Source organism: Methanoplanus sp. FWC-SCC4 (assembly GCF_032878975.1).
Taxonomy (GTDB): domain Archaea; phylum Halobacteriota; class Methanomicrobia; order Methanomicrobiales; family Methanomicrobiaceae; genus Methanochimaera; species Methanochimaera problematica.
On sequence record NZ_CP043875.1, the window covers coordinates 1754079 to 1778822 of the forward strand.

A 24744-nucleotide genomic window follows, 5' to 3' on the forward strand; every position below is an offset into this window, starting at 1 on the left:
TCAACAAAACTTATCATTGCATTTGCTAAAAGCGCCGTAAAAATGCTTTAAAAATTATAATAGCAGATCTCTCAGGATCATTTCACGATCATTAATTGGACGTTAAATTTCAATCCTGCTTTAAATATAAGTTTTATTTGAGAATATTCTGGCAATATAAAACACAATATTTATTACACGCCGGATATATCAGACATATATAGAGAATTTGGGGGTTCATAAATGGAATATTCTGACAAACAAATATCAATACTATATGTTGACGATGAAGCCCTGCTTTTGGATCTCACAAAACGTTATCTGGAAAAAACAGGAGATTTTTCAGTAGAAACTGAATCATCGGCAAAAAACGGGTTAAAAAAGATTAAAGAAAAGAAATATGATGCCGTCATATCAGATTACAAGATGGCTGATATGGACGGCCTCGAATTGCTAAGAACAATACGTGATGAAGGAAACAACATACCATTTATAATATTCACCGGCAGAGGCAGGGAAGAGGTTGCAGTAGAGGCACTAAACGAAGGGGCTGACTACTACCTTCAAAAAGGCGGAAAGCCCAAAGTTCAGTTTGGGGAACTTCAAAACCTTGTCAGGCAGGCCGTTGCGAAAAAAAAGGCAGAGTCTGAGCTTCTTGAACATCAGCAGCGGTTGGAAGAAATCATAAATTTCCTTCCGGATGCCACCTTTGCAATTGATAAAGAAGGAAAGGTTATTGTATGGAACAGGGCAATTGAAGAGATGACAGGAATTCCGGTTTCTGAAATGCTTGGGAAAGGTGAATATGAATATTCGGTTTACTTCTATGGGAGACGTCGCCCTATGCTGATTAATCTCATTCTTGATAATGACCTTAAGAATCAATATTCATATCCGAATATAAACTCTAAAAACGGTGACAAATTGTACACAGATATCTTATTACCCAATTTCCGGAATAATGAAGTATATATGTGGTTTATTGCATCCCCGCTCTACAGTCAGGAAGGGGACATAACAGGTGCAATAGAATCAATTAGGGATATTACACACATTAAACTGATGGAAAAGGCTCTCGGGGATAATTAAAGACACCGGCACACAATAATTTCCCCCGTTTAATCAGGAATGAATTATTTGAAGACAGTCCTCAGATTACTTTTTTCTCCGACATAGGATCATCATAGTCATCAAACCACAGTGCTTCGGTATTTCTTTTAAAACTCATAAATTTACCAATATTCTCCGGGTCTGCCGCCTGATGGTATTTCATGTATGTCATATTGTCATCAATCCCGACAACAGCAATCTTACCGGATTTATGTGACATTGCATATGTAAACCTCTTTGAAAGCCCCGAGCATCTCATTTTTGCCTTTTCAAGGATAAAATACGCCTCTTCGACAGGTACAACAAAATGCCTGTCCCCAAGCGTAGGCCTGCACTGAAAGATATAGTACGGTGCAACGCCGATGAATGATAATTTCCGCAGCAGTTCTGCCATTGTGTCAGGGTTGTCATTAATTCCATTGAGAACAGGAGTCTGGTTTGCCAGTATGGCACCTGCATCCTGAAGGATATTTACGGCTTTTATTGCCGGTTCTGTTAGTTCACGGGGATGATTGAACTGGGTTATTATGTAGATCTTTTTTTCATCAGCCGAATATTTTCTGATAACCCCGGAAATCAAAGGGTCATTTATTATTCTGTACGGGTTGTATGCCGGAACTTTTGTTCCAATACGGATTATCCGGACATGATCTATTTCCCTGACCCGGGCAATTATATTTTCAAGCTGTTTTGTTGAGAGAAACATCGGATCCCCACCGCTTAAAAGGACGTTGGTTATCTCAGGATGGGATGATATGTAATCAATATCTTTTGAGATATCCCTCGCAACTTCCCTGCTTTCATCCATAAACAGCCTTTTCCTAAAACAGTAACGGCAGTATCCGGCACACATGTCACTTACAAGAAGAAGTGCGGTCTGTTCGTATTTATGCTCCATACCGGGTGCAACAACATATCCGGATTCTTCAGATGCGTCAAGTTTCCCCCAGTTCTCAAGTTCAGCCGGGTCTGGAATTACAATTTTTCGTATTGGATCATCTTGGTCTTCCCAGTCTATAAGGGAGAGGTAATACTCGTTTGTCCTGAATGCAAATTTTTTTGAGACATCCTCAAGGGCACTTTTTTCTTTTTTTGAAAGACCACTGACCTTATTTATGTCTGTAATATATTTCGGCTGATACATCGGTTTGATCATCTGATGATGATAGATAATGGTATTTATATATTTTTGAAGACCGGAAACCAGCAAGGAAAAACGGACAAAATATCATCAACATTTCATCTTCAATAAAAATAAACAGTACAAATTTCAGGATGAAAAAATTTTTTGGCAGTAAATATTTTAGCCATATAAAACTACAAACCCTCTTTAATTCAGGAAACAGGGGGAAGAAAATGAAATTAAAATTATTTTTACTGATAATCACTGCCTATTTTTTGATTTTATCGGCAGGCTGTACCGTTCAGGAAGATTCGGCGATTCAGACACCAACACCGACAGTTGTACAAACAGAAATTATTACAGAAGGATATACCGATGTCAGCCCTTCAAAAGCAAAGGAGATGATTTCAGACGAAAAGGTTGTAGTTGTCGACGTTTCCCCGGTCTGGTCATCAGGACACCTGCCCGGAGCGATAAATATGCCGCTTTCAGCAATCAATGATGAGATTAAATATCTAAGTTCTGATAATGATTATCTGATTTACTGTCACTCAGATTCTGCAAGCATAGAGGGGGCGGAAACATTTGTTAATAACGGATTCACCCCGGTTTACAGACTTGATGGAAATTACAGGGCATGGACTGATGCAGGGTATCCGGTGGAATATCCAAAGTACATAAACGTCACGGCAGAAGATGCAAAAAGCATGATGGAGACTGATTCACGTCTTGTAATCGTTGACGTTTCTCCTCTTTATGATCAGGGTCATATCCCTGGTTCTATAAGTATTCCCTTAAGTGATATCGAGACCAAAATTCAAATGCAGGACAAATCAGCCCATTATCTGATATACTGCCACTCGGATTCTGCAAGCATAGAGGGAGCAGAAACATTTATGAATTCCGGGTTTAATCCGGTGTACAGACTTGAGGGAAATTTTAAAGCATGGACTGATGCAGGATACCCTGTTGAAATTTAAATACCAACCTTTTTTATAATTATCAGAATTTTAGGTTTGAAATGCTATAAACAAATTATCAGGTCCGGGATGATGAATCACAAAGTGATTTACATGGCAGGCAGTGATGAGAACAAAGTCTTCGCAGAGGGTTTCCATAGATAAATCAAATATAATTAAATAATTCAAATAGTAATTACATCTCAATGAGCAATCCTGCTATAAATAAAAAGTGTGATTTATGTGAAAAGAAAGCCATCGGCATGCAGATCCTGGGATGCGTACAACAGACTGTCTGCGAAGAGCATGCTGAAAAAATACTGATTGCAATGAAGCCCGGAGAGAGTAAAAACTGTGGAGCCTGCTATTATGTCAGGTACGAGTGAAAAATAGGTTCTGGGTGATAATGGTTCTACTCACAATAACCTGCACAAATTTCCATATCTAATACTTCTTTTTGGTTCCAGTGTGATATTTCGCTGTAAAGGTTTCATATGCGACATTCATAGGGCTATAAACCTAAAAAAGCACCTTGAAATACCCGCCATTTCCATTGAATACGCATAGCGCCGAAGTGCACGGCTCAGCCCAAACAATTTTAATAAAGATGATAATAGAATACTCTTACTATGGAAAGGCCAAAAATTCCTGAATCTAAAGTGAGGGAGTTTTGTAAAAAATGGAATATTCGTGAATTTTATATTTTTGGCTCATATCTTAGTGATAACTTCTCAGATGAAAGTGATATCGACATAGTAGTTTATTTTAATCCGGGTGACGAGCCTTCTCTGATAACCTTTATTAAAATCGAAGAGGAAATTGAAGAGATTCTTGGAAGAAAGGTTGATTTAATTACAAAAAATGCTCTGATCTCCGGAAGAAACCAGATTATCAAAGATTCAATATTAAACTCAATGGTACCGGTTTATGTTACGTGACAAAGCATATATTGAAGATATTTTAATAATGGCAAAAGACGCCGTCAGTTTCATTGAAGGATTATCAAAAGAGGATTTTTCTAAAGACCTCAAGACCCAGTATGCAGTTATCAGATGTCTTGAAGTTATAGGAGAAGCCGCAAAGAAAGTATCAGACAAAACAAAGATGAAATATGATATTCCCTGGCCCCAGATTGCAAAAATGCGGGATCTCTTAATACATTCATATGGGAAAGTGGATTATACCGAAGTATGGATTACGGCAAAAAATGATCTTCCTGAATTAATTAGGATTCTTGAATCAAAATAAATTTTTACCAAAACCAAAAATGCGAGGGGAGGGAGTCGAACCCGCGAACACCTGCGTGAGTGGATCTTGAGTCCAAAACATATTATAACGAGTAGACCCAATTTAAAAAATATGGTTCAGCAAATTGATATTTCACGGATGAAAATAAGCGATATCAATAAAGAATATCTAAAATCCTTTGAAAGGAACCTGAAACTAAAAGGACGAAAACAAACCACAATAAGATCCCATCTGATCCGGACATCACAATTTTTGAAACAAACAGATGATTATAAAGAAATCTCTAAAGAAGAGATCGAAGATTATTATTTGACAATATCAAAGGAGAAAAGCACCCATACGGTATGGGGTGAGATTCTCAGCCTTAAATTACTGGCAAAACACATTATGCCGGAACGAACAGAAGAACTATTCAGAGATTTAAAACCCAAAAAGCCTCGGAATGGCAGAAAGGAAATGCCACAATGGGAAGATATCAAAATAATTCTTGAATATGAATCAAATCCTCGTGATAAAGCGGTCATTATGCTGTTATGGGATTCAGGGTTAAGAATTTCAGAACTTACAGCCCTTACAATCGGAGACATAACCTATCTTGAGGATTCTGCTGTTGTGCATGTGAGGGATGGGAAAACAGGTCCGAGAGATGTTCCTATTATTGATTCTCTCCCCTATATTCAACGGTGGATAGAATACCACAATTTTAAGGATGATCTTAAATCTCCCCTTTTCAATACAACACGCCTTAAAGGAAATGCCAGGGTTCAGGTGAATGAACCTTTAAGCTCCAAAGCTATTGAAACCAAACTTAAACATCTTCAAAAAGTATCAGGCATTAAAAACCCTGTCAACCCCCACGCAATACGGAAGGCAGCTGCAACCCGGTTAGCCCAACTTTTCATTAATGCTGAACTTGAGGTCCTTATGGGATGGGTTCCGGGTTCTCAGGTTGCCAACCAGTATTATATCAGAGTCAGTCCGGACACACTGTTGAAGAAAAAAAGAGCAGCAGCAGGTATTGAGGAACCCGAAGAGCAGGAACAAACAGACCAGCCCCGGAAATGTCCTCGTTGCAGAACCCTAAACGCCTTTGATGCTGTCAGGTGTTCATACTGTAATTTGATATTAGATCCCAGACTCGCAGTCGAACTAAAACATAAAGAAGATGATTTACAAAAGAAAATTGAAAAACTCCTTAACATTGAATCAGTCATGGAAGAATACATAAAAGAAATAAAAAAACCTTAAAATTAGTTTTTATTTTAAGCTACATACCAAAAATCGTTCTAAAAAATACCACTACCTGATTTATGATATCTTTATTTTCCCCTTCTGCTTTTTCAATATATGAAGGCATTTCTGTTTGATTTGCGGTCGATATTGGGTAATTCGTAGTAGTTACTTCAGTTGTAGGTTTTAAAGATGCAGTCGGTTCAGTCATCGATTTTGTGACTTCCGGCGTTACATTTTGTAACATTTCTTCAGGGGTGCTTTCCGGGATTATCTCTTCTGTTGCCTCAGTTGTAGATTGTTGAGTTAAAACTGGTGTTGGTGTCTCTGTAGGAACCGGGTTTATCATAAACATCCCTTTAGAATAGGTATCATCAATACTGGGTTTATTAATGTAATTAACAATAATGTCACAAAGCTTTTCTCCGGTTATGCTACCAGAAATAGAATAGCTGTCTCCTTCTGATGTTTTTATCTGATTGTTATAATACCAAACATCATAATCAGCAGAATAATAAGGATGCTGTATTAAATAGCGATAAATCCCACTTTCAAGATTATCATTAATATAAAATTTATATCTAAAAGAACCATCATTCTGAATCTTTAAAATAACCGGAGAACCGGAATCACCAACATAACCCGGTTTAATTTTTCCGGTCGGTGAAAATATCCATAACATATTATTAGTAGTGCTTCCACCGTCAGAAGTTCCCCAAATTTCAATAGTTTCCCCGTAATTGACATTTGCAGTATTATCATCTGTCGAAAGAGTTGTCCTGACTGATGCAGTATGAAGATTTTGCCCTGAATAATAAGATTCTTCAGTCTCATTTAATGATAATTTCATTCTTTGGTAATCATCTACATCAAGCGCCCCATCTTCAAATAAATCTTTTAAACTACCCAATGTAACATAGCCGCTTTCAGCGTTTGCACCAGACACCAAGAAAAGCATAACTAAAAAACAAAAAATAAGTTTAATCCTCAATTCTAACCATCCCCTAAAAAATTATTTTTTAATTTCCAAATTTTGCAGAATTTTTGTAATAACTGCTAAATCTTTCTTTATTTCTTTCAAATCCTCCTCATGCTTTTGTAGCATTTTCCTTTCATCATCTGTCATAGATTCAATTTTTTCTTCATGATCAGATTGTAAATTATTGAAATAATCTTTGCAAATTTTTACAATAACCTTACTTGCAGAATCTTCATTTAATCGGTTTTTTTCAGACTCTAAAAGAGAAAGTTCAGACTTTGTAAAGTAAACAGCTATACGATTATTGCGTTTTTCAGGAGGCATTGAATAACATAATTTAGCATAAATAAATAATAGTTCTGATGTGCTAAATTATGCCAAATTAGCACAAATTATATAAGCATTAATTGTGCTATATTATGCTATGTCAGAAAAAGACATAGTCATTAGATTATCAGGAACTATAAACCCTGAAAAAGAACCGGAACTGGCAGAAGCTACCAAAGAGCTTCTGAAAATTTACAATGTGAGCAACCTATCAAAAGAAGGAATACGCTGTCTTGCACGCCGCGAGGGCCTTTTACCCAGTATCGTTAAGGGGAGTGCACCAGCGTGAGTTCTATAAATGCCGGAAATTCACAGCCCTGTTTTGTATCAATTCTAACACCAGAACAGATACAAAACATGCAGGAAACCGCAGGAACACCAGATAAATTATTGGATGATCTCTCTTTCACATCACGTAAGATGGTTATTGCTGTCAGGCATGTTCTCGACAAAATGAACATTCAATGGAGAAGTGAAGAATGTCAGATAACTTAAAGAAAAAACAAAATGTCAGCCTTAAAGTTTCCACAGCCGCCAAGCACAAGGAACAAAGGACTGACGATATAATTGACGCGGATAAGACATATAAAACTTTGTCCTATTCGACAATGGATGTTGCCGGTAAATCGCTCTTTTATAGGACGGCTGCATGCAGGCCGGCTAATGAAGATATGATACGGGGGTGCTGCTGAATGGCAGACTCCGAAATAAAAAAATGGAACCGGAAGAAAGCTCTGGCAAAACAGGCAAAAGAAACCAAAAAAAATACAGTCCCGATCATAATCCCTAAAGATGTTACATACCGTCAGGATCAGATTAAAACTATTCTTAAAAAATCCGGTGTTCGTGCACCCTGGAATCTCCCTGTAAGAGAACTCTACGCTGTAAGAGCAATCCGCCTGGGGGCGATCTGATGAGCGGTATCACGTCTGGTCTGACTGCACTGCATGACAACCGGCAGAACTGGAAAACAAAATTTCTGTCAGAATTGATCGAAACCCTGCATAAATGGGAATTTGCCGAATCAATTTTTGTATATCAGATCTGGAAAAGTTCTTGTGGTGATTACTACTGCCGTCATTACAGCGAAAATGATAAGCACAGGCATATTTATGCCGTTCATCAGGATCACCGGCCGGTAAACCACCTTATACCCGACATCACAGACATAGCCAACAAATACAATGCTGTTCTCTTAGACTTTTACAAACCGCAGAACATTCCAGATCGGTATTCAATCCGGGCATATCGATATGATACCGGCTATTTTGCATTATCCATAAATCAGGAGTAAGGGCTTTGTCACTCAAAAAGATAGCCGACAGGCTCTATACTACTGCAAGTGATGAAAATATTCAAAAGTATCCATCACTTCTTAATGAAGACTATCTAACGCTCTCACAGTTCGTATTCACACGGTCAGATGGTGTATCAATAGATCTCTGGCCTCTCTTCTTACGTGATGTCAATATAGGGATTATAGCAGAGACCATAAGAATTGAAAGATATGCAAAACATCAGCAGTGTATTGAGAAGCCCAAAAATGAAAAGAAAGGCACACAGCGCCCCAGTGCAGAATACTTCAGATTATATCGCTTTATTAAAAAGCTCGAAGGTAAGGAATATCTTAAATCTCAAAAAGGCGTTTTAGACCTAGGTTTTGGTGATCGCCCGTCAATTTGGTATAGGCTTACTAAAACCGGGTATAACTTGACCCTGCAGGTGCAAAACTCAAACCGTTTTGCAAAGAGGGTTAATTCCTCTCAGATTGATAAACAAAGGAACCAAACGCCAGAGAACCAAAAAGAGATACCGCAATGGATGAGATGGCCGAATAAAACGAATCCTCTCCGCATTTGCGCAATCAAAAAAATGAACTCTCTGCCAACAAGCACCGGCCTTTTCTGGAATACCCGGGAACATGGCGGGTCATTAAATCCCGAACTTGTCAGGCAGCTTAACAAAATAGATTCTGATTATTGCGATTATCTTCATGAAATCGAAGACAAAAAAATTATTCTCACTCCCCGGGATGATCCTGATTCAACATATCACACGCTCGATTATGTCACTCGTTTTAACTGCAATTCCCGGAAATATGCTAACCTCGATACATTCCGGGACAAGTGGAAAGAGGCAGAAGAATATTACGAATCAGGTATTTTTGTTACACTCACAACAGACCCAAAACTATTCCCTAATCTCTGGATGGCTAACCGGCACATGGCTGTAGCGTGGAATGCTTATTTATCCCTGATTACACGCCGCCGGAAGACTGCATTAAAAAAACACTTTTATCAAAAATATGCTCTTGACAAATACGGTTCACCAGATAGCCGATTAACCCGGGAAGAAAAAGCAAAGGCAAGAGAACATTACGAAGAACAAATAGAAACCCTCTCATTCAGACCCCGATATGTTGCAGTTAATGAATTCCAGAAAAACGGTTTAATCCACGTTCACGCGGTATTTTTTGACATCGACAATTTAGACGAATATCAGTTAAGCAAAGACTGGAACCGGTTAGGTCAGGGACGTATTGTAGATGTCTGCAAAATTCAGAAATCAGGCCCGGATTCATGGAAATGGAAAAACGGAAAACCAAATGATGCCGGGCAGATAGAAGATCCAAGAAAATACCTGAAAAAATACCTTAACAAAATCATCTACAAAAACGAAGGATATCATTTATACTGGTCAATTAACAAGAAATTTTTCCTTTGTTCTCAAAGGATGCAACCCGAAAAACTCACACCTGAAATGATAAAAGCCAGGGCACAATACCGGCGGGAACTTGCAAGAGTGAAAGCCGAGATCGGCCCTGGGGCATATTGGACTTTTGCCGGTTGCCTGCCTTCCGGGCTAATCCCTGATTTTATCAGCCAAAGAGCAGAGAAGAAAAAATACTATCCAGTGCCGGAATATGTCATTCCGATATCGGCCGGGCCGGTAAAAGACCTTCAGGAAATGAAGAGATCTTCCCCGGTCAAAGAGAAACCGCCGGACTTTGTATCTGCTGCTCAACTCTATCGTGACATGCAGCAGGCAGCCGCCACACCGACAACGGGAGGAATGAGCATAGCCGACTTCATGTAGTCGGCTTTTTTTGAATTTGAATAAAGGAGAGTTTAAGAAATGTTAGGAAATTTAAAAGAATTTGAAGTATGGGAAGGAGATCATTACAAATTGGTAAAATCCTTTGATACAGTAACTGAAGCAAAAAGAGAATCTAACCGGTTAAACCAGATCCACAACAGGGATTATTTTGTTCGTAAAAATGATCCTGATGGATCTAAAAAGACATGCGTTGGCCCAAAAGGCCGTGACGGGTTGTATATTATGGAGGATGAATAATCATGGATTCAATCCTAATGTCAATAAAACCGGAATATGTAAGAAAAATAGAATCCGGTTTAAAATTATATGAATTTAGGAGAGTAATATTTACAGAAATTTCAATTCCTAAATTTACAACATATCTTAAAGGAAAACCGCATTACACCTATAATTCTAACGCAAAACCTGTTATCATTTATGTTTATGAATCTTCCCCGGTTCAGGCTGTAACAGGCTGTATTCAATGCGAAGAGGTGATCGCAAATTCCCCTAAAAAATTATGGGAATTATTTTCAAACCATGCAGGGATTTCAGAGAAGGATTTCTTTAATTATTTCAAGTTCAAAAAAGGCAGATATCCCGCAATTAATACAATAGATATAGGATTTGCTCTTAAGATAAAAGATTATCAAGTATTCAAAAATCCTATTTATTTAAAAGATATTTATGTCGACCGTGCCCCCCAAAATTTCCAATATTTACGCCATTATCAGAGGGAAGAACTGAATGACATTCTTTCAAAAGCTGAACAGGGGGAACAACTATGACAGAAAATTATGGCGTATGGGATGCTATGGACTGTTATTTTGAATGGTTCAAAACCCCGGAAGAAGCTGAAAAATATCTTAATACCATTCTGGAAGAATACCGGAAAGAAGGCGAATGCCCTGAAGAACTGGAAGATTTTTTCATCTTTGAAAAAACTCATGAGCTTATTTTAGGGGATTATCTCATTGAAAACGAAGAGATAACAAGCATTGATCTAAAAATCTCCAAAATTAAAAAGGAGACTGAATACGGGGTGTAATCATGTTAAATATTACTAATGATCTTAAACTGCCCGGAAATCTTCAGGGTATCAAATTTGATTATATGATAAGTCTGATGGAATATGCCTTTATATTCAGTCCTTTCATGGCAGAACTCTTTCTTTTCAAATTTATAACTGATATTTCCAACTTACAACTAAACGGGATCAGCATAATTGAAATACAGGAATTAGAGCATCAGACATTCTTAACCGGAATTTTTGATCAGATAGACCAAGGACAGAATTATATCAGACAGAAATATTATTCAATGGAGGTCGCACAATGATCGCCCTCTTAGCACTTTTACAAACTCCTGCGATGCTGTTAGGTATTATAGGCGCTGTTCTCACCGTCAGTCACACAAGAACACACAGAAAAGCAGGTTATTGTTCCTGGGTAATAGGAAATACACTCTGGTTTATTTCGGGCATTTTTACGGGCAATATAAACCTGATAATACAGTTTGGTTTCTTCGCTCTTCTGGCCGTTCAGGGTATCAGCATAAACAGAGAATCTCGAAAGAATATGGATCCCCCGCATTGCGGAATTGTCAATTTAACATAGGAGGACAAGGTCATGATTGAAAAAGAGCAGGTCTGTGAACTCTTCTGCGGCGCCGGCGGAATGGGTCTCGGGTTCTCCAGATTCTTTGATATCTCCTATGCTGTAGATTTCAAAAAGCAGGCTGTAGAGACTTACCAAAGTAACCATTTTGAAACCCAGGTCAGGCAGCAGGACGTCAGGGATATAACCGGCTGCTATCATGACTTTGACGGTCTTACCGGAGTAATCGGAGGGCCTCCATGCCAAGGCAGCAGCATCATGAATACAAAACGCTGTGCAGACGATCCCCGCAATGCCCTGATGTTTGAATACATGCGGTTAGTCGATGAGATCCGGCCGAGATTCTACGTTATGGAAAACGTCCCGGGAGTCTCCAAAAAAATAAAAGAAGATGTCATAAAGCTTGGAAAAATGGCAGGCTATGACGTAAAATCAATCTATCTCAATGCTGCCGAATACGGAGCAGCACAAACCCGGAAGAGGTGGATTGTTGTAGGAACTCGCGGGAAGAGTTGGCATATGCCCGGGACGCAACCGGCAAAAACTGTCAGGGAAGCATTCTCTGATATAAATGAGAATTGGGGTTTAATGCAGTCCTCAGAAAAGACTCTGAACAACCTGAAAAATTCAACGTCTATGGAATGGACTCCAATGACGAAAGGAGGGAAGTTTAAACATTTAATCCGGCTTGATTTTGAAAAGCCATCTCCTGCAGTTGTCAATGTAAAAAAAGTGTATATGGTCCATCCTACAGAAGACCGCAATATCTCATTAGCAGAGGCCGCAGCCCTGCAGGGATTCCCGCCCGGGTATCAGTGGAAAGGAACAGAATCAGAGATAGCACAAATGATCGCTAATGCCATGCCTGCAGAGCTTGCAGCATCTATTGCGGGCTCATTCTCAACACATCAGGCAACTGTTCAGACCGAATTAATCAGAGGTATAACATGACAAACACGACATTGTCGTTATACACTAAGAGGTGAATGAAATGAAGGAATTTACTAAAGACGAAAATGAAATTATCTGGAATTTAGTAGGGGATGAAATTAAAAGAATTTCAGACAATTTCTACAAAATAGAGAAATTTGAAGAAATTAAAGAAAAATTGTCTCAATTAAAAGACATAGAAAGCAAAGCAGGATCAAACATGCAACATCATTCCATCATTAGCCAGGAGGAAAAAAGATGAAATGTGAAAATTGCGGGGCATCTCCTGCAGAACTCACCCCTATTGAAGTTACAGGGGGTAAAGAAATTGAAATGGGATTATGTGAGGCATGCATTGAAGATCTAAATACATACGGAGAGTTCACGCATGGCAAATATATGGACTGGTCTCAAGGGGAGTGATGAAGATGATGAAAAAAGTTGATTTAATTTTATTAATTACAGCTATTGCAGCCATTATTGCATTATTGTTTGGATTGCCATCTATCATCAGTTTAATAACTGATAGCGGATGTGATGATGAGATTTGCCATGATGCATGGAAGGTCGGATATATAGACGGAAGGTTTTCATTACCTCCCCATGACGATGTTTTGCCTAAATTCCAAACTTGTTATGATGATGGATATTTAGAAGGCCTAAATAACCCCTATGAGGATGACAACATCAGCCAGGAGGACAACTCATGACTCTGTATTTTTGTAATGGAAAAGACATTACAGAAAAGATAAATGCCTGCAAAGGTTGTGATGCTCTTAGAATAGAATTTCAAGCATGCAATGATTTAAAAGGTTTCATAGATTGTGCGGAGAAATGCCCTCGTGGAAAATGGGAAGTTAAGAGTAACAAGATGAGCCAGGATGGTGATCCTAATGATTAACAATAATCCAATTATTGATAATGCAATCCTAAAAAAGATAAAAATGCCATTGTCATATTATTGTGAATTTCAGTTTTATGTCTTATATCGGCGGCTAATATGCTGTAAGACTGGCAAGCATAGATTTGTATTTGTCGAGGAGGATGATCAGAAATTCTGTTCTTTGCAACCCGGAAATTATTATTGTCAGGATTGCGGAAAAAAAGCCCCTCCATCAGAAATTTTTGCATATTATAACTCAGGTTCAGACGTTTGGGGAACTGAAGAATATGATGAACTGATGATGAAAAGGGTTCTGATTAAAGGGGCTTGTAAATTCAGCCAGGAGAAAAACCTATGAGTAGAATGCTCTTTAATTATTTGGTATATATCTACGACAAATTAGGTGATTTTCTTGAAAAAATTGCTGAAAAAATGTGTGAATATATGATAAAAGGAATATTCCTGCCTTTAATATTCATTATAACAATGCCTGAAAAAATAAAAGAGAGAGTCGCAAAAGCTCGCGAAGAAAACGAATTAATATTTGCTAATGATGTGAGGTGATATCAATGTATGAAGTTCTAAATTTACCCGGTTTTCTGCAATCAAAAGAAGCAGATTATAAAAAACATTCCGAGTTTATCAGAAAATTTTCTGAAAGGCTGCATTATGAGCTTGGGGCACTCCTTCAATATGTTTCCATATATTCTTACATTCTTTCGATCATGTTTCAGTTAAAAATCATGGGAGCTAACAAAAATGATTGAAATAAAAAATGACAATATCAAAATCCTTTCATCATCCCTTTACTTTGCAACATATCTGACAATGACAGATTAATAACATCAGACATATCCAAAGGCCGAACCCGGGCCCCGTCAGGTTCAAGAGCGACCAGGAGAACTGGCACACCGTATATATTACAGAACCGTTGCACGGAAATATTCATAGTATCGCTTTTTTCAAGCTTCTGTTCACTGAATATATCCAAAAACTCTTTTTCAATCCGGACGGAAGAAGAGACTCTATTCTTCTTTTCAATTCCTAAAATTCTACTGAGGGCGGCTGTTGGTTGCAAAGTTTGGTTCCTCCTATAGTAAGTGAGTACTAACAGTATGTGAAACCCGTTCGGGTTATATATCGTTATTGCACGAGCTAACATATTAAAGTTACATTGTGTAACACTCATTTACATCGATGAGGTGATCTGGTAGTTGTCTAACGATGTAATCGAGATCGGCGGTAAGCTTGAAGACTGGGAACCCGCCAAAGCAGAATCTCGTTTCTCAGTCTTCAAACGCAAACTTGGCTTAAAAGCCGCAGTAGCAGCAACCGCAGGCGCCGGTCTTGTCGCCTCAGCATCTGCTGAAACAACTGAATCAATCAACTGGACTTCAATCATAGAGATGATTAACGGTGCAGCCGGCATATTCCCGTCAATCGGAAATATGGTCATCAACATCGCCCCCGTGCTCATTCTCTTGGGTGTCGTCGGGTTCGTGTTAATGTTCTTCAATTCCATCCTGGATGCGGTAAGGGGAGCATTCAATATATTCAAATAGGAGGCAAAAGATGAAATCCACATCAAGCATCCTCCTTTTAACTTTACTATTCTCAATGATTCTTTGCCCGGCAGCAATGGCAGCCGAAGACGACATAAAGATCACATTTACGGACCTTGACTTCAACAAAAACACTGAAATCATAGTTTATGACGGCACAGGCGAACTTATCAAAGAAACCAACACGTCCGGCACAATCTCGTTAAACTCGTCCTATTCTTACCTTTTCGTATTCAAACCATCTGAGCAGACATGGTTTCAGAATCCGCTTAACTCACTGGAATTCCTGAGTGTTCAGATGCCAACTTACATCGCATATGCGCTATGGTTCGCGGTAATTTTAGGAAGTATCGTAATAGTAGGAAGAATTTTCAAAGTATGGTAAAAGGAGGCTAAAAAATGTCTGAAACAAAAATAAAACCAAAATATAAAAGTTTTTTCACACGAAAAAACAAAGAACCGGAAACCGAACAGGAAAAACAAAAAAACGCTGAAGAAATTTGCAAATCTTTTAAAGCCATGGCAGTTTTTTCAGTGATATTCTCTGCAGTATTTGGACTAAAAGCAATGTACTTTGACTCATCAGACTTGTATGAATTGATAGATAGCACATTTATAACGCTAATGTTCCTTATACTAATGCTATTCTGTCATTTCTCATATATGTCAGTCAAAACACACTGGATTTTAAGAGAAAAAATCAACAGCTTATCAAAGGGTGAGGGAAATGAAATTCTCTAAATTTACCTTCATCAGTTTGTTGTTTTTGTGTATGCTTATAGCAGTCCCGGCAGCAATGGCAGTCGGTAACGAGACAGCAAATACAACCATAAACAGTTCTGAAAAAAAGCACGGGGAGAGCGGAGAAGTTAATCCTGTGACTCTTGCGAAACTACTATCCGACGGTGTAATTAATGAAGATGATTATAACCGGATGATCGCCACAGTTGTTGAAAATGAACAGGCAAAACAACAGCAGATCGAAAACACAACCACTCCAACTCCTGACCAAACGGTAACCCCTACAGCAGAACCAACACAGGCAGCTACACCGGAACCAACAGAAGAGAGCATCCCGGAGGAGCAGACACAAGAAACACCCGAAGCCGAAACCTTGCCTGAGTCTGAACCCGCAGAAGTGCAGGCCATGCAGGTTTTAGAAACAGTATCAGAAGTTCAGGACACGGCGACAGAAACAAAAACAACAAGTGAACCGGCGGAAACCGTAACAGTTGAAAAAGGGCTAATTGAACAGATAATAGCCGCCTTACAGGGTCTTTTAGGAGTCTGAAAAGATGAAAAAAACCCTGTCCGTTTTTTTACTGCTCTTAATCTGCCTGATCCCCGGAGTTATGGCTCACGGTTTTGAAAATGATCTGTCTGGGTGGTCTCCGTCATCTGATTTTGCAGATACGGCCAGTGCAAGCGCTCAGGGTTTTATTAACGTATTTACAGATGCACACACCGGATCTAAATCCTGTCAGATTACAGCCTATGCAAAAAACAGCCAGTATTACACTGTAACCCTCGAGACAGCAAGCCCGGTAGACCTCACCAGTAAATCTACTCTTTCATTCTATCAAAAAACTTATCAGATAATCCAGAACGGCGGAACTGAAAAAGGATGGGTGGAAATTGACGGCACTAAAGTATGGGAGATGATCAACGGGGCAAATTATGCATCGTGGACTTTAAGAGAAATCGATGTTTCCGGATACACCGGCACACACACGTTAGCATTCAAAACTACCGCAGTAGCAACCAGCACATCTGAAGAAAAATACTCCTGGCTGATTGATGATGTAGCACTTGACGGAACATTGATCCCGCCTGCATATGCTCAAAGAAAATTTCATGTAACAAGCACAGGTGATAATTCACCCGTAAATGGGGCAACGGTCAGTATTACAGATTCGGGATGGACAAAAACAACAGATAGCAACGGAGATACAACTTATTTTGATGCTCTGGCATCATTACATACATACAGTTATACTGTGTCAAAAACAGGCTTTGAGACAAAAACCGGCAGTTTCACAACAGGATCGGGAGATAGTGCAACAGTAACAGTATCATTGACCCCATTAACCCCGGTTGACTTCAGTGCATGGAATTATTATAAAGATATTACTTATTCAGGCAGTAGCGACACAAACAAGCAGGTAAAAATTATTATTCATAGAGAATCCGGCACAGATTCAACTGCAACTGAACTGGATGGATTAGATCGGGTTTGTCATATTTACATAGATCCTTCAAAATGCAAAGATGATTATTCAGATATCAGTTTTGCAACTACTGATGATTACATTCTCCCACAATGGAGACAGGACGATTATACGACATCACAGGCAGTATTCTGGATAAAACCCGCAAGCTTAACAGGCACTGTAAGAATGTATTATGGAAATGCCGGGGCGGTATTGAGGTCATCGTCATCAATTTTTATTGATTATATAGGCCCAACAACCTCTCTGTATACAGGTACATCAGGCACATCATATGATATATCCAACACAATATACGAGGGTTATGTAAAAATTACAAATCCGGGTAATATATTGATTGGCAGTTCTGATCTAGGAACTTATATTAGCCCGGCCAATAAAGCAGTAGAATTTGTAATTGATTCATCAAATTTATTTATATATTCCTTTTCATCTCCATCCACGTATACCGGTCAATCAGTATCTCAAAATTATTTTGATGGGCAATATCACCGTTTATCTGCTGTTAATCGTCAAAGTACTGTCTCGGGATATGTTGACTCATCAAGAATAGGATCTGAAATTAACACAAATATTGCTACCGGAAATGTGTATCTTTTTGCTACATCATCCACAGGCACTCCTTCATTTGAGCAGAAATGGGCATTTGTTAGATCAGCAGTTTCGACAACACCCACTGCTGTAATAAGCACCGAACAGACAACAGGTGCAGCAACCCCGACACCCACACCAACACCAACGCCTACGCCGACTGAAACCGCAACACCCACACCCACGCCTACACCAACACCCACAGAAACAGCAGTGCCAACACCGACAACAACCCCGACCCCGTTACCCTCAATAGAACCGCCATCTTACAGCAGCAGCATTACAACACACCATCAGGCGGCTGAAGCTGCTCTCGAGGAATCATACGAGATAATCCCTGCATTTTACATGTTAATGATATTGCTCTTTATGATGGCGGTCTTCAGGAGGAAATAAAATGAATTTCAAAATTCTCTCTGTTTTATTTCTTCTTTTGCTGATTATTGTAGCTCCTGTATCTGCAAAAGATGAAATTTGGTTTTTCAATACAGATGATTTCACCGCTACTGCAACGGATACAATGATGATCCAGAGCATCCGGGCTGAAAATCTCCATGAAGGCACCATTCAGAGATTCGTTTTTGATAGCTACGGAGAAGCCTATAATCTGGAAATTAAGAGTTATCCTAAAGACTGGGGGTGGTGGAACTTTGACGCAATTTGCACCTACCCCGACGGCAGCACACAGACACAGCATTTAGAGAAATTTGCGCCGATTTCATTTGATTATGACATTAACATTCAGTCATACTGGTTATATGGAGAACTGGCATGGGAAACGAATATCTATGTTACTCTGTCGCCTCTTTCAATTGAAAATTATCGACAGATCCCGATAGATGATACAACTTACCCCGAGGGTTACCCGGCTGTTAGATATCAGCCATTAGCCTTCAGTTATATCCAGGGAATATCTAATGACATTTTTGAAAAAGTCACCGTTTATTATGTAAATGCTGAGGAATTTGAAAAGATAAAATCCGGAGATATTACACTTCCTTTCATTGAAGGAGTCGGGGATCTTTTCGCCTGGACTTGGGAGATGGTTCTAGGCGGAATATCTAAAATTCCATACGTAGGTCAATTCTTTGTAACAGTTCTTCAGATTGCAGCAATATTCATTGAAGAAGCTATATTCTGGATAAATTTGTTGTTTATCCAAAACTGGGCATTATTCATAATGACAATGGAATTTTTTGTGATTGGTGAAGCGATTTACAGCACCAGAAATTTCATGAAATTATTGACAAGATTTGTTGATAATAATGTAAAAATTTTTAAATTCTTCACTTGGCTCGCAACATTAGCTATTGACTTAGTTTTGAAATTCGTTGATGCAGTCGCTAAAATCATTCAGGCTTTAAAGCCTATTTAAATTTTTGAGGTATTGAACATGTCACGTTTTGAAATTCTTATCAGAGAAAGAGGAAAGCCGGTCTTAACCGCAAAAGCCGAGCAGATAGAAATCTGCAAAGAAAAGTTCGAAAACAGATTCAACGAAAAATACGGAGGCGGAATAAATGTCAATCAGAACAAAACTCAGTAAAGGGGAAAATGTCGAATGCATGATAATTGAAAACGGAGGACGATCAATCCGCCGGGACGGAGTCATGCAGCATGTCGGAGATATTCTCAATGATGATTTCCTTCAGGAAGCTTATGCGGTCGTAACAAAACCGCTTCTAAGCTTCAAGAAAAAAGGTGGTGGCATACCAGTATATCTAATAGACAGAAACGCAGGAGTAACCGTTTATCTGGAAAAAGAAGAAACCGGAAAAACTCAGAGATTAAAGTTTGAATCTACCCCTGAAAATCCAATTGACATTACAATAAACGGTAAATCCTTTGCAGGGTGGACAACAGTATTCGAAAGAGCAGAATCCGTTATTAAAATAAAAACAAATGCCTCACTCGTAGGAAGAGCGATAAAATCCGAACTGCTCAGAGATCAATTCTCAGCCCCTCTCTCCGGCCGTGAAAAAATGATCATGTTGCTGGTAGGAATCATCATAGGCGGAGTAATCGGCCTGATGTTTTAGGGGGATAAAATGTATCCAAATACACCAAATCAACCCACACAGCCTTTACTCCCGCCTGAAATTCTTAGGTTCCAGAAAATGGATCTGATGCTCGGTGAAGGAACAGACTACGAACCCCTGGCACATCTATCACAGGAGCAGATAAAGACAATCGAGCTTTACAAAGCATTTCATCAGCATTTGATTCAGGGAGGAGTAGAAGACGGTATCGATATTATAATCACATTCCTTGAAGGTTATAAACATCTCTCTCCCAGTGTTGACCGTTTAGGTCGGATGGAAATTGCCGGAATGCTCAAATCAGCACCAAGTTATCAGTTATTCCCGGAAAAAGAAAAAGAAGACGACATCACAAAAAAATCGCTCTTAGATAGATTATTTGGAGGCAAAAAATGAAATCAACAAAACAAATTACTCTCTCGTATCTCCTTGCATTCGTAAACCTTCTAATGATTAAATACTCGGATTCACCGATTCACAGCAAAGTAAACATGCTATCTGTTAATCTGAAACTCATTCGTGCAGTTCTCAGAGAAGATATGAAAAAAGAGCAAATACTCAAAAATAATCTCGATGAACTTAGCAAAAGAATAGAAACCCTCAGAAAAGAGTATTCGACCTCTTATGAACTCAGCTATATCTATGCAGCATACAACGAACAGCAAAGAGCAGAATTTGAAATCAGGATTTATGACATTCTGGAAGACTTGTATTTCTACATTGAGGAATACAGCCTGATAAATGAAAAGACTTACGGAGAAGTGGAGGCTAAATCATGGACTTTACCGGTTTAGAATCGGAAATATTACAAATGAATTACTCACAGGTTGCACAGGCAGACCTCTTATCTAATCATGCAGACCAGATAATCGACCTGACAGATCCAAACGTCTTAGTAACAACATACGGCGACCTTGGATTAATGATTCTCATTATCGGCTTAATCTGCCTGATATCCGGATATTTAATAGGGAGTATGCGAGATGTCGACTACGGCAAACCGGAATAAGAAGAGTTCCACAATAGGAATACTTGTAAATCAGTTCTGGAAACGCCCCGGGCAGCACGGATTAGAAATAGGCACGACAGGAACCGGAAAAACTCAGGGACTAGTCTATCTCTTAGACGGCCTGGTTAAATGGTCTCCAAAATCATGCCTGGTATGGGTTGACACAGGGAAAACTTCTGAAATGCTTCTCCTGTCAAAATTCCGTCCTCTTAACTTGCTAATTCCGGAAGGGTGCGACATCATAGTGAAACCTGCCGAAGGTGCAGACATTGATATCAAAAAAACCTATATCACAAGTTATGCAGATGTCTGGCATCATCTCGACCCCGACCGGATTAACGTCATATCATTTTACAGGTTCGTTCGTGACCATTCAGTCAATGCCAAAGTGGTTTCAAAAATCTTTCGTGAACTAATCAACATGGCTTATGACTACCATCTGCCTACACCGCTTGATATCTTCATTGATGAATTTCAGTTTATCGCTCCCGCTAAGCACATAGCACAAAGTTATGACCATTACCTCGCCGGAATGGATGTTGTATCCTCCCTTTATACGATGAGATCCCTTAAGGTTCGGTTTGTGGCTGCAACACAAAGTCTGAAGGTCATCAACCCTGCCGCCCGGGACTCATTCCCCTGGTATTTCATCAGAAGGGGATCTATATTCATGGAAGGGAAACTTGCCCGCTTTAATGAGCTATGGGCACAGATACCAACAAATAAAGCTTTCATAGGTCTTCCTTCCCGAGATTTTGGAGATGATAGAATAGCCATGCCCTTTTACGGAGATGGGGAAGAACTCGGCTATGTATATTACAAAGGGATTCTGAAAATCAAAAAAGAAAAACCAGAGACAACAGAAACAGAGGAAGAAGAGAGCGAAGAAAAGACAGTCAAGTTTAAGAAAAAATCCGGAAAAAGAAAAGAAAGTCAGGAAATTGAATTCATCATACAGGGTGAGAATTATGCCTGAGCTAAAGAGTTCTTAAAAAATAAGTTACAAACTGTAACGAAAATAAGCTTCTGCCTGAAGCAGGGATGCTTGACCATCCCTGCAAAGGCTGTCTTTCTCCGAAAAAATGAAATGCGAGCGGCAGGATTTGAACCTGCGAACTTCTACAAGATCGGATCTTGAGTCCGGCTCCTTTGGCCACTCGGAAACGCTCGCCCTCTTTTTTTGCAAAGGTTTATTCACCATTTTATAGGCAGGATCTTGAGTCCACCGCCGTTGACCACTTGGCTACCCTCGCAAACATTTTTTTAAAATTGCACTACTCTATTACACTTTCATGAATTTAAAAGGTAACTTTTGAAATCAAAAAACCCGCTGCATAAAAAACATTTCCGGCAGAATATATATTCTCATATTGCCATTAGACAGATATTGAAATTTCAACAAAATCCAAAAATTGCTGACATTTCAAAAATCCGGGAATCATTAATTAAAATTAACTAAAAACGGAACTGACTTTGAAATAATTAAAAGAAGAATTAAAAAATAAGGGGGGAACAGCATCAGCTGAAAAATTATGGGAGAAATTAATTCGGAGAGTTATTCTAAAAAATATAATGAAAACAAAATCACAAAATATCCAAAATTCAAAATCCCGAAAATTGTCATAAGCCGCTGCATCGAACACGATCCCGTCAGATACAACGGCAGCATGGTAAAAAGCGCAGAGGTTGAAGTCCTCAAAAAGTTTGTCGAATTCATCCCCGTCTGCCCGGAGATTGAAATCGGTCTCGGTGTCCCGAGAGAACCGGTCAGAATAGTCAGAATAAATAAAAACGACCGCCTGATACAGCCGGCGACAGGAAGGGATTTAACAGTCGAAATTAACAGATTCTCTGAAAACTTCCTCTCTTCACTCACCTCCGTTGACGGATTCATACTAAAAAACAAATCCCCGACATCAGGGATGGCAAATGCATATGTCTACCCCGGACCGGACAAGGCAAACTCAATAGACAAAAGAGCCGGATTCTTTGGCGGTGCTGTTCTTTCAAAATTCAAAAATTACCCCGTTGAAGACGAAGGAAGAATCAAAAACCACAGAATACGTGAAAACTTCCTGACACGGATATTCATGCTCTCAGAACTAAGGGACGTTGAAAAATCCGGAAAATACAGCCGGCTTTCCGCCTTCCATCACAAAAACAAGACACTTATTCAGGCATACGACCAGAATTACCTGAAAATTCTCGGAAACATAGCGGCAAACAAAGAAGAACTCACATTCAGTGAATCAGTTAAAAATTACCGCAAAAATCTTCTTACTGCAACAAACGACCCCGTATCATACAAATCAAACATTAATGCAATGATGCATGCATTCGGACAGATCTCAGGAATACTAAATAAAGAGGAGAAAGAATTCTTCCTTGAAAATATCAGGGCATACAAAGACAATCTCCTCCCGGCAATAGCATTAAAAAACATCCTGAAGACATGGATTGTGAGAGACGATAACAACAGTCTAACCGGGCAGACATTTTTTGAGCCTTACCCAAAAGAGATCACATTCTACATGGCAGAAGAGATGGAAAGGGGAAAAGAATATGCAGTAATCAGATGACACTGCCAGTGTTTTTATAAAACCACCGCCTTTAAAAGAATATCCGCATGACACCCGTTCCTTTAGAGAGTATAGAATTTCAGCTCGCTCTCATGCTTTTAATCGCTGTCGGAGGATATCTTGTCGCAGCATATATCCACCAGTCGGCAGTCGTCGGGGAGATCATACTTGGACTAATAGTCGGCCCGAGTTTCCTTGGACTAATAACCTACACCGACTTTGTCAGTGCACTTGCACACATGGGTGCAATCATCATGCTGTTTGTGATAGGATTTGACTTTCATTTCAAAGACCTGCTTAGATTCCCGTATTTTATCATCGGAGCATGCGGGGTTATACTCCCGTGGATTCTGGGATTCCTTGCAGCCGAACTTTTCGGATACCCCGTAGAAGGGTCGTTTTTCATCGGTGCGGCACTTACGGCAACAAGCATCGCAATAACGGCCAACGCCTTAAAAGAGATGGGGAAACTCCACACAAACATCGCAAACGCAATAATAGGAACTGCGGTGATAGACGACATACTCGCCCTGGTTGTCCTTTCAGTGACAATCGACATCGTATCCGGTTCGGCTGAAACATTTGATATAATATTGTCCATAATCAGACCCGTTTTCTTCATAGTCATTGCAGCCCTGACAGGTCTTTATGTCGTCGACAAAATCATAGTTAAACTTGACAGCTCGGAAATAGCATTTAAATTCCCCGAATTTGTATTCCTCTTCGGGCTCTGCATCGCTTTTATCTATGCCCTTGCAGCTGACTTTTTTGGAATATCACCGATGATAGGAGCATTCATAGCCGGCGTATCAATCAACAAGGTATCGCTAAGAAACAGTCTCAGCATAAAAAAAGGCTCAGAATACCTCTACATACCCTTCGCATCGATATTCTTCATCTCACTCGGAGTCCTTGTAGACCTGCATGAAGTTACAAAGGCAATAGTTCCCTTCATAATAGTGCTGACAATAATAGCGGCACTCTCAAAATTCATCGGATGCAGCATCCCTGCAAAACTGCTTGGAATGGACAGACATGACTCTCTTGTAGTAGGTGCGGGGATGATTCCAAGAGGAGAAATGGCAATGATAATCGCCCTTATCGGACTTTCAATGGGCATAATGGGCCAGGATGCATTCATATCAATTATAATGGCAAGCCTTATCTGCACAATAATGACGCCTCTTCTTTTAAAAGACTGGCTTTTCCGTGAAAAACACGAGTATCCGAAATAAAATTAAAAAAAGTAAAAATAT

The 24744-nt window shown here is 39.3% G+C and carries 43 protein-coding genes and 1 tRNA gene; 39 read left to right on the forward strand and 5 right to left on the reverse strand.

What is annotated here, in order from left to right; all coding sequences use genetic code 11:
* Window positions 1-222 precede the first annotated feature (222 nt).
* Window positions 223-1068, forward strand: coding sequence for a PAS domain-containing response regulator (locus F1737_RS08845; RefSeq protein WP_317136222.1), 846 nt, complete (start codon window positions 223-225; stop codon window positions 1066-1068).
* Window positions 1069-1129: 61 nt separating this feature from the next.
* Here F1737_RS08845 and F1737_RS08850 read toward each other — a convergent pair whose 3' ends face one another.
* Complete coding sequence (locus tag F1737_RS08850) at window positions 1130-2233, reverse strand: KamA family radical SAM protein (protein ID WP_317136223.1); 1104 nt, start codon at window positions 2231-2233, stop codon at window positions 1130-1132.
* Between the two features lie 212 nt (window positions 2234-2445).
* On the opposite strand from F1737_RS08850, the gene F1737_RS08855 reads away from it, so the two are divergent.
* From F1737_RS08855 to F1737_RS08875, 5 genes are all read left to right on the forward strand, one after another.
* The gene (locus F1737_RS08855) at window positions 2446-3192 is read left to right on the forward strand and encodes a rhodanese-like domain-containing protein (protein ID WP_317136224.1); all 747 of its coding nucleotides are present in this window, start codon (window positions 2446-2448) and stop codon (window positions 3190-3192) included.
* Between the two features lie 185 nt (window positions 3193-3377).
* Window positions 3378-3557, forward strand: coding sequence for a hypothetical protein (locus F1737_RS08860; protein WP_317136225.1), 180 nt, complete (start codon window positions 3378-3380; stop codon window positions 3555-3557).
* Window positions 3558-3800: 243 nt separating this feature from the next.
* Window positions 3801-4109, forward strand: a complete 309-nt coding sequence (locus tag F1737_RS08865) for a nucleotidyltransferase family protein (RefSeq protein ID WP_317136226.1) — start codon at window positions 3801-3803, stop codon at window positions 4107-4109.
* A complete protein-coding gene (locus F1737_RS08870; protein WP_317136227.1) occupies window positions 4099-4419 on the forward strand; it encodes a HepT-like ribonuclease domain-containing protein in 321 nt (106 codons plus the stop codon). The genes F1737_RS08865 and F1737_RS08870 overlap by 11 nt, the downstream gene beginning before the upstream one ends.
* A 252-nt stretch (window positions 4420-4671) precedes the next feature.
* Window positions 4672-5667 (forward strand): tyrosine-type recombinase/integrase, encoded by a 996-nt coding sequence (locus F1737_RS08875; protein ID WP_317136228.1) that lies wholly within the window; start codon window positions 4672-4674, stop codon window positions 5665-5667.
* A gap of 19 nt (window positions 5668-5686) precedes the next feature.
* Here the strand turns inward: F1737_RS08875 and F1737_RS08880 are convergent, their stop codons facing one another.
* Window positions 5687-6640, reverse strand: a complete 954-nt coding sequence (locus tag F1737_RS08880; protein WP_317136229.1) for a hypothetical protein — start codon at window positions 6638-6640, stop codon at window positions 5687-5689.
* 21 nt (window positions 6641-6661) lie between these two features.
* A complete protein-coding gene (locus F1737_RS08885) occupies window positions 6662-6952 on the reverse strand; it encodes a hypothetical protein (RefSeq protein WP_317136230.1) in 291 nt (96 codons plus the stop codon).
* Window positions 6953-7037: 85 nt separating this feature from the next.
* Between F1737_RS08885 and F1737_RS08890 the strand changes: the two genes are divergently transcribed.
* Genes F1737_RS08890 through F1737_RS08980 form a run of 19 tightly spaced genes read left to right on the forward strand, consistent with a single transcriptional unit; the run spans window position 7038 to window position 14247 of the window.
* Window positions 7038-7244, forward strand: a complete 207-nt coding sequence (locus tag F1737_RS08890; RefSeq protein ID WP_317136231.1) for a hypothetical protein — start codon at window positions 7038-7040, stop codon at window positions 7242-7244.
* A complete protein-coding gene (locus F1737_RS08895; protein WP_317136232.1) occupies window positions 7241-7450 on the forward strand; it encodes a hypothetical protein in 210 nt (69 codons plus the stop codon). Before F1737_RS08890 ends, F1737_RS08895 begins: the two co-directional genes overlap by 4 nt.
* A complete protein-coding gene (locus F1737_RS08900; RefSeq protein WP_317136233.1) occupies window positions 7435-7647 on the forward strand; it encodes a hypothetical protein in 213 nt (70 codons plus the stop codon). Before F1737_RS08895 ends, F1737_RS08900 begins: the two co-directional genes overlap by 16 nt.
* Window positions 7648-7869, forward strand: coding sequence for a hypothetical protein (locus tag F1737_RS08905; protein ID WP_317136234.1), 222 nt, complete (start codon window positions 7648-7650; stop codon window positions 7867-7869).
* Window positions 7869-8249, forward strand: a complete 381-nt coding sequence (locus tag F1737_RS08910) for a hypothetical protein (RefSeq protein ID WP_317136235.1) — start codon at window positions 7869-7871, stop codon at window positions 8247-8249. Before F1737_RS08905 ends, F1737_RS08910 begins: the two co-directional genes overlap by 1 nt.
* A 5-nt stretch (window positions 8250-8254) precedes the next feature.
* Entirely contained in the window at window positions 8255-10051 is a 1797-nt protein-coding gene (locus F1737_RS08915; RefSeq protein ID WP_317136236.1) for a rolling circle replication-associated protein, read from the forward strand.
* A gap of 39 nt (window positions 10052-10090) precedes the next feature.
* Window positions 10091-10309, forward strand: a complete 219-nt coding sequence (locus tag F1737_RS08920; protein ID WP_317136237.1) for a hypothetical protein — start codon at window positions 10091-10093, stop codon at window positions 10307-10309.
* A 17-nt stretch (window positions 10310-10326) separates the two neighbouring features.
* The gene (locus F1737_RS08925) at window positions 10327-10839 is read left to right on the forward strand and encodes a hypothetical protein (protein WP_317136238.1); all 513 of its coding nucleotides are present in this window, start codon (window positions 10327-10329) and stop codon (window positions 10837-10839) included.
* Window positions 10836-11099: a hypothetical protein gene (locus F1737_RS08930; protein ID WP_317136239.1), complete on the forward strand. Its 264-nt coding sequence runs from the start codon at window positions 10836-10838 to the stop codon at window positions 11097-11099. Before F1737_RS08925 ends, F1737_RS08930 begins: the two co-directional genes overlap by 4 nt.
* Before the next feature lie 2 nt (window positions 11100-11101).
* Window positions 11102-11389 carry a hypothetical protein gene (locus F1737_RS08935; protein WP_317136240.1) on the forward strand — a complete coding sequence of 96 codons (288 nt, stop codon included), beginning with the start codon at window positions 11102-11104 and terminating at the stop codon, window positions 11387-11389.
* Window positions 11386-11667, forward strand: coding sequence for a hypothetical protein (locus F1737_RS08940; protein ID WP_317136241.1), 282 nt, complete (start codon window positions 11386-11388; stop codon window positions 11665-11667). Before F1737_RS08935 ends, F1737_RS08940 begins: the two co-directional genes overlap by 4 nt.
* Before the next feature lie 12 nt (window positions 11668-11679).
* Entirely contained in the window at window positions 11680-12618 is a 939-nt protein-coding gene (locus tag F1737_RS08945) for a DNA cytosine methyltransferase (protein ID WP_317136242.1), read from the forward strand.
* A 40-nt stretch (window positions 12619-12658) separates the two neighbouring features.
* Window positions 12659-12859 (forward strand): hypothetical protein, encoded by a 201-nt coding sequence (locus tag F1737_RS08950; protein WP_317136243.1) that lies wholly within the window; start codon window positions 12659-12661, stop codon window positions 12857-12859.
* A complete protein-coding gene (locus F1737_RS08955; RefSeq protein WP_317136244.1) occupies window positions 12856-13020 on the forward strand; it encodes a hypothetical protein in 165 nt (54 codons plus the stop codon). The genes F1737_RS08950 and F1737_RS08955 overlap by 4 nt, the downstream gene beginning before the upstream one ends.
* Before the next feature lie 5 nt (window positions 13021-13025).
* A complete protein-coding gene (locus tag F1737_RS08960) occupies window positions 13026-13307 on the forward strand; it encodes a hypothetical protein (protein WP_317136245.1) in 282 nt (93 codons plus the stop codon).
* Window positions 13304-13498, forward strand: a complete 195-nt coding sequence (locus F1737_RS08965) for a hypothetical protein (protein ID WP_317136246.1) — start codon at window positions 13304-13306, stop codon at window positions 13496-13498. The genes F1737_RS08960 and F1737_RS08965 overlap by 4 nt, the downstream gene beginning before the upstream one ends.
* Window positions 13491-13838, forward strand: a complete 348-nt coding sequence (locus F1737_RS08970; RefSeq protein WP_317136247.1) for a hypothetical protein — start codon at window positions 13491-13493, stop codon at window positions 13836-13838. Before F1737_RS08965 ends, F1737_RS08970 begins: the two co-directional genes overlap by 8 nt.
* Window positions 13835-14044 carry a hypothetical protein gene (locus tag F1737_RS08975; RefSeq protein ID WP_317136248.1) on the forward strand — a complete coding sequence of 70 codons (210 nt, stop codon included), beginning with the start codon at window positions 13835-13837 and terminating at the stop codon, window positions 14042-14044. Before F1737_RS08970 ends, F1737_RS08975 begins: the two co-directional genes overlap by 4 nt.
* A 5-nt stretch (window positions 14045-14049) precedes the next feature.
* Entirely contained in the window at window positions 14050-14247 is a 198-nt protein-coding gene (locus F1737_RS08980) for a hypothetical protein (protein WP_317136249.1), read from the forward strand.
* Between the two features lie 17 nt (window positions 14248-14264).
* Here F1737_RS08980 and F1737_RS08985 read toward each other — a convergent pair whose 3' ends face one another.
* Window positions 14265-14558, reverse strand: coding sequence for a hypothetical protein (locus F1737_RS08985; RefSeq protein WP_317136250.1), 294 nt, complete (start codon window positions 14556-14558; stop codon window positions 14265-14267).
* A 136-nt stretch (window positions 14559-14694) separates the two neighbouring features.
* Between F1737_RS08985 and F1737_RS08990 the strand changes: the two genes are divergently transcribed.
* From F1737_RS08990 to F1737_RS09045, 12 genes are read left to right on the forward strand one after another with little or no spacing between them, the layout of a single operon-like run.
* Window positions 14695-15042, forward strand: a complete 348-nt coding sequence (locus F1737_RS08990) for a hypothetical protein (protein WP_317136251.1) — start codon at window positions 14695-14697, stop codon at window positions 15040-15042.
* Window positions 15043-15052: 10 nt separating this feature from the next.
* Window positions 15053-15427, forward strand: a complete 375-nt coding sequence (locus tag F1737_RS08995; RefSeq protein ID WP_317136252.1) for a hypothetical protein — start codon at window positions 15053-15055, stop codon at window positions 15425-15427.
* A gap of 14 nt (window positions 15428-15441) precedes the next feature.
* Window positions 15442-15783 carry a hypothetical protein gene (locus tag F1737_RS09000; protein WP_317136253.1) on the forward strand — a complete coding sequence of 114 codons (342 nt, stop codon included), beginning with the start codon at window positions 15442-15444 and terminating at the stop codon, window positions 15781-15783.
* Window positions 15770-16333 carry a hypothetical protein gene (locus F1737_RS09005; RefSeq protein WP_317136254.1) on the forward strand — a complete coding sequence of 188 codons (564 nt, stop codon included), beginning with the start codon at window positions 15770-15772 and terminating at the stop codon, window positions 16331-16333. The genes F1737_RS09000 and F1737_RS09005 overlap by 14 nt, the downstream gene beginning before the upstream one ends.
* Window positions 16334-16337: 4 nt before the next feature.
* A complete protein-coding gene (locus F1737_RS09010) occupies window positions 16338-18257 on the forward strand; it encodes a DUF2341 domain-containing protein (protein ID WP_317136255.1) in 1920 nt (639 codons plus the stop codon).
* A 1-nt stretch (window position 18258) separates the two neighbouring features.
* Window positions 18259-19236, forward strand: coding sequence for a hypothetical protein (locus F1737_RS09015; protein ID WP_317136256.1), 978 nt, complete (start codon window positions 18259-18261; stop codon window positions 19234-19236).
* An 18-nt stretch (window positions 19237-19254) separates the two neighbouring features.
* The gene (locus tag F1737_RS09020) at window positions 19255-19407 is read left to right on the forward strand and encodes a hypothetical protein (protein WP_317136257.1); all 153 of its coding nucleotides are present in this window, start codon (window positions 19255-19257) and stop codon (window positions 19405-19407) included.
* Window positions 19382-19900 (forward strand): hypothetical protein, encoded by a 519-nt coding sequence (locus F1737_RS09025; RefSeq protein ID WP_317136258.1) that lies wholly within the window; start codon window positions 19382-19384, stop codon window positions 19898-19900. Before F1737_RS09020 ends, F1737_RS09025 begins: the two co-directional genes overlap by 26 nt.
* A 9-nt stretch (window positions 19901-19909) precedes the next feature.
* Window positions 19910-20296, forward strand: coding sequence for a hypothetical protein (locus F1737_RS09030; protein WP_317136259.1), 387 nt, complete (start codon window positions 19910-19912; stop codon window positions 20294-20296).
* Window positions 20293-20694, forward strand: a complete 402-nt coding sequence (locus F1737_RS09035; protein ID WP_317136260.1) for a hypothetical protein — start codon at window positions 20293-20295, stop codon at window positions 20692-20694. Before F1737_RS09030 ends, F1737_RS09035 begins: the two co-directional genes overlap by 4 nt.
* Window positions 20695-20711: 17 nt before the next feature.
* The gene (locus F1737_RS09040; protein WP_317136261.1) at window positions 20712-20909 is read left to right on the forward strand and encodes a hypothetical protein; all 198 of its coding nucleotides are present in this window, start codon (window positions 20712-20714) and stop codon (window positions 20907-20909) included.
* Window positions 20884-21885 carry a hypothetical protein gene (locus F1737_RS09045; protein ID WP_317136262.1) on the forward strand — a complete coding sequence of 334 codons (1002 nt, stop codon included), beginning with the start codon at window positions 20884-20886 and terminating at the stop codon, window positions 21883-21885. The genes F1737_RS09040 and F1737_RS09045 overlap by 26 nt, the downstream gene beginning before the upstream one ends.
* Before the next feature lie 112 nt (window positions 21886-21997).
* Here F1737_RS09045 and F1737_RS09050 read toward each other — a convergent pair.
* Window positions 21998-22080, reverse strand: a tRNA-Leu gene (locus tag F1737_RS09050).
* Window positions 22081-22441: 361 nt separating this feature from the next.
* On the opposite strand from F1737_RS09050, the gene F1737_RS09055 reads away from it, so the two are divergent.
* Both F1737_RS09055 and F1737_RS09060 read left to right on the forward strand, forming a co-directional pair.
* The gene (locus tag F1737_RS09055; RefSeq protein ID WP_317136263.1) at window positions 22442-23488 is read left to right on the forward strand and encodes a YbgA family protein; all 1047 of its coding nucleotides are present in this window, start codon (window positions 22442-22444) and stop codon (window positions 23486-23488) included.
* A 47-nt stretch (window positions 23489-23535) separates the two neighbouring features.
* Window positions 23536-24723, forward strand: a complete 1188-nt coding sequence (locus F1737_RS09060) for a cation:proton antiporter (protein ID WP_317136264.1) — start codon at window positions 23536-23538, stop codon at window positions 24721-24723.
* Window positions 24724-24744 lie beyond the last annotated feature (21 nt).

What these genes read in the sequence shown, in the direction of transcription:
- F1737_RS08925 (WP_317136238.1), top strand. Translation starts at nt 10,327, where the DNA reads ATGTCAATAAAACCGGAATATGTAAGAAAAATAGAATCCGGTTTAAAA.
- F1737_RS09005 (WP_317136254.1), top strand. Translation starts at nt 15,770, where the DNA reads ATGAAATTCTCTAAATTTACCTTCATCAGTTTGTTGTTTTTGTGTATG.
- F1737_RS08960 (WP_317136245.1), top strand. Translation starts at nt 13,026, where the DNA reads ATGATGAAAAAAGTTGATTTAATTTTATTAATTACAGCTATTGCAGCC.
- F1737_RS08930 (WP_317136239.1), top strand. Translation starts at nt 10,836, where the DNA reads ATGACAGAAAATTATGGCGTATGGGATGCTATGGACTGTTATTTTGAA.
- F1737_RS08935 (WP_317136240.1), top strand. Translation starts at nt 11,102, where the DNA reads ATGTTAAATATTACTAATGATCTTAAACTGCCCGGAAATCTTCAGGGT.
- F1737_RS09045 (WP_317136262.1), top strand. Translation starts at nt 20,884, where the DNA reads ATGTCGACTACGGCAAACCGGAATAAGAAGAGTTCCACAATAGGAATA.
- F1737_RS08845 (WP_317136222.1), top strand. Translation starts at nt 223, where the DNA reads ATGGAATATTCTGACAAACAAATATCAATACTATATGTTGACGATGAA.
- F1737_RS09000 (WP_317136253.1), top strand. Translation starts at nt 15,442, where the DNA reads ATGTCTGAAACAAAAATAAAACCAAAATATAAAAGTTTTTTCACACGA.
- F1737_RS09030 (WP_317136259.1), top strand. Translation starts at nt 19,910, where the DNA reads ATGTATCCAAATACACCAAATCAACCCACACAGCCTTTACTCCCGCCT.
- F1737_RS09015 (WP_317136256.1), top strand. Translation starts at nt 18,259, where the DNA reads ATGAATTTCAAAATTCTCTCTGTTTTATTTCTTCTTTTGCTGATTATT.
- F1737_RS09040 (WP_317136261.1), top strand. Translation starts at nt 20,712, where the DNA reads ATGAATTACTCACAGGTTGCACAGGCAGACCTCTTATCTAATCATGCA.
- F1737_RS08950 (WP_317136243.1), top strand. Translation starts at nt 12,659, where the DNA reads ATGAAGGAATTTACTAAAGACGAAAATGAAATTATCTGGAATTTAGTA.
- F1737_RS08945 (WP_317136242.1), top strand. Translation starts at nt 11,680, where the DNA reads ATGATTGAAAAAGAGCAGGTCTGTGAACTCTTCTGCGGCGCCGGCGGA.
- F1737_RS08980 (WP_317136249.1), top strand. Translation starts at nt 14,050, where the DNA reads ATGTATGAAGTTCTAAATTTACCCGGTTTTCTGCAATCAAAAGAAGCA.
- F1737_RS08940 (WP_317136241.1), top strand. Translation starts at nt 11,386, where the DNA reads ATGATCGCCCTCTTAGCACTTTTACAAACTCCTGCGATGCTGTTAGGT.
- F1737_RS08965 (WP_317136246.1), top strand. Translation starts at nt 13,304, where the DNA reads ATGACTCTGTATTTTTGTAATGGAAAAGACATTACAGAAAAGATAAAT.
- F1737_RS08955 (WP_317136244.1), top strand. Translation starts at nt 12,856, where the DNA reads ATGAAATGTGAAAATTGCGGGGCATCTCCTGCAGAACTCACCCCTATT.
- F1737_RS09020 (WP_317136257.1), top strand. Translation starts at nt 19,255, where the DNA reads ATGTCACGTTTTGAAATTCTTATCAGAGAAAGAGGAAAGCCGGTCTTA.
- F1737_RS08905 (WP_317136234.1), top strand. Translation starts at nt 7,648, where the DNA reads ATGGCAGACTCCGAAATAAAAAAATGGAACCGGAAGAAAGCTCTGGCA.
- F1737_RS08920 (WP_317136237.1), top strand. Translation starts at nt 10,091, where the DNA reads ATGTTAGGAAATTTAAAAGAATTTGAAGTATGGGAAGGAGATCATTAC.
- F1737_RS09035 (WP_317136260.1), top strand. Translation starts at nt 20,293, where the DNA reads ATGAAATCAACAAAACAAATTACTCTCTCGTATCTCCTTGCATTCGTA.
- F1737_RS08970 (WP_317136247.1), top strand. Translation starts at nt 13,491, where the DNA reads ATGATTAACAATAATCCAATTATTGATAATGCAATCCTAAAAAAGATA.
- F1737_RS09055 (WP_317136263.1), top strand. Translation starts at nt 22,442, where the DNA reads ATGGGAGAAATTAATTCGGAGAGTTATTCTAAAAAATATAATGAAAAC.
- F1737_RS08850 (WP_317136223.1), bottom strand. Translation starts at nt 2,233, where the DNA reads ATGTATCAGCCGAAATATATTACAGACATAAATAAGGTCAGTGGTCTT.
- F1737_RS08865 (WP_317136226.1), top strand. Translation starts at nt 3,801, where the DNA reads ATGGAAAGGCCAAAAATTCCTGAATCTAAAGTGAGGGAGTTTTGTAAA.
- F1737_RS08855 (WP_317136224.1), top strand. Translation starts at nt 2,446, where the DNA reads ATGAAATTAAAATTATTTTTACTGATAATCACTGCCTATTTTTTGATT.
- F1737_RS09025 (WP_317136258.1), top strand. Translation starts at nt 19,382, where the DNA reads ATGTCAATCAGAACAAAACTCAGTAAAGGGGAAAATGTCGAATGCATG.
- F1737_RS08885 (WP_317136230.1), bottom strand. Translation starts at nt 6,952, where the DNA reads ATGCCTCCTGAAAAACGCAATAATCGTATAGCTGTTTACTTTACAAAG.
- F1737_RS09010 (WP_317136255.1), top strand. Translation starts at nt 16,338, where the DNA reads ATGAAAAAAACCCTGTCCGTTTTTTTACTGCTCTTAATCTGCCTGATC.
- F1737_RS08995 (WP_317136252.1), top strand. Translation starts at nt 15,053, where the DNA reads ATGAAATCCACATCAAGCATCCTCCTTTTAACTTTACTATTCTCAATG.
- F1737_RS09060 (WP_317136264.1), top strand. Translation starts at nt 23,536, where the DNA reads ATGACACCCGTTCCTTTAGAGAGTATAGAATTTCAGCTCGCTCTCATG.
- F1737_RS08975 (WP_317136248.1), top strand. Translation starts at nt 13,835, where the DNA reads ATGAGTAGAATGCTCTTTAATTATTTGGTATATATCTACGACAAATTA.
- F1737_RS08870 (WP_317136227.1), top strand. Translation starts at nt 4,099, where the DNA reads ATGTTACGTGACAAAGCATATATTGAAGATATTTTAATAATGGCAAAA.
- F1737_RS08860 (WP_317136225.1), top strand. Translation starts at nt 3,378, where the DNA reads ATGAGCAATCCTGCTATAAATAAAAAGTGTGATTTATGTGAAAAGAAA.
- F1737_RS08910 (WP_317136235.1), top strand. Translation starts at nt 7,869, where the DNA reads ATGAGCGGTATCACGTCTGGTCTGACTGCACTGCATGACAACCGGCAG.
- F1737_RS08900 (WP_317136233.1), top strand. Translation starts at nt 7,435, where the DNA reads ATGTCAGATAACTTAAAGAAAAAACAAAATGTCAGCCTTAAAGTTTCC.